Raw genomic sequence first — 1450 nt, 5'->3', positions numbered from 1 at the left:
ATGATCCATAACTGTTGGGCAATGGGGGTAGGAAATCGTCACGACTTTGCAAAACTTGCTCATGATCTCGCCCCTTTTGATGCCTCGATGACCGATATCTATGTTGCACGCAGTGGGCAATCGAGTGACGTGGTGAGTCAGATGATGGATAACGAAACGTATATCAGTGCGAGTGAAGCGATAGAAAAGGGATTTGCGGACAGCCTACTTTCTGCCGATGTGATTGACGAAGGTGATGAAAGCCCCCAAGCCGCGATCCGAAAACTGGATGCGCTACTTGCCAAAACCAACACACCTCGTGCTGAACGACGAAAACTAATTAGTGCATTAACCCGAAGTACGCCGAGCGCTACTTCCCAATCTAATGGTATGCCAAGCGCTACCTGCGATATTAATCCTGAAATCCTGTCAAAATTGGAGGAGGCGGTGACCGCCTTTGCCTGCGTTAAGTAATTGGAGTGACTATGTCAGAGACAAATGAATTATTAAAAAAACTATCGGCAAAAATTGAAGAAGCCAATCAACATTTTAATGCCAAAGCTGAAGAAGCGTTAAAAGAAGCGCAGAAAGTGGGTGGATTAAATGAAGAAACGAAACATGCCGTAGACAAAATGGCAACCGAGCTAAATGCGCTACGCGAATCTGAAAAAACACTGAAAGCCGCATTAGGGGATTTAGAACAACATGTTGCGCAAATGCCACTCAATAATGCGGTGCAGGTTGTAAAAAGTGTTGGTCAACAAGTGATTTCGGCTGAAGTATTAAAAGAGATCAATTCCAGCATTCAAGGGGGCAAACGTGTTTCAATTCCTGTTCAAGCAGCATTAACATCTACGGGCGTTGCCGAAGGCGTGGTTGAACCACAACGTTTGTCGGGTATCGATGTTGCACCGAAACAACGACTTTTTATTCGTGACTTAATTGCATCAGGTAAAACGCAATCTCCCGCCATTTTCTGGGTTCAGCAAACGGGGTTTACCAACAAGGCGGCGGTTGCGCCTGAAAATACCACTAAGCCATATAGTGACATTGCCTTTGCGACCAAAATCACGCCAGTCACGACGATTGCTCATATGTTTAAAGCGTCTAAACAAATCTTAGATGATTTTGCGCAGTTGCAGTCGTTGATTGATGCGGAAATGCGTTATGGATTGAAGTTTGTTGAAGAGCAAGAAATTTTATTTGGTGATGGCTCTGGGGCACATTTGCACGGCATTATCCCACAAGCCACTCAATATAAAGCCTCCTTTACGGTTGAAAAACAAAACGGTATTGATGATTTACGGCTTGCCATGCTTCAAGCTCAATTGGCGCGATTTCCTGCTTCTGGTCACGTTTTACACTTTATTGACTGGGCGAAAATTGAGCTAACCAAAGACTCTTTGGGGCGTTATATTTTGGCTAATCCTTCCGCATTAACAGGACCGACCTTATGGGGATTACCGGTTGT

The 1450-nt window shown here is 44.7% G+C and carries 2 protein-coding genes; both read left to right on the top strand.

The features are described 5' to 3' along the window. Window positions 1-453 (top strand): ATP-dependent Clp protease proteolytic subunit (locus B6258_RS10490; RefSeq protein ID WP_206073620.1); only part of this gene is annotated, 453 nt, incomplete at its 5' end. Between the two features lie 11 nt (window positions 454-464). Further along, on the top strand, window positions 465-1450 hold a 986-nt coding region (locus B6258_RS10485; RefSeq protein WP_099075213.1), incomplete at its 3' end, for a phage major capsid protein.

Source organism: Proteus alimentorum (assembly GCF_002607735.1).
GTDB lineage: Bacteria > Pseudomonadota > Gammaproteobacteria > Enterobacterales > Enterobacteriaceae > Proteus > Proteus alimentorum.
Note: the sequence above shows the minus strand (reverse complement) of the source record. Positions and strands in the feature narration are given on the sequence as shown.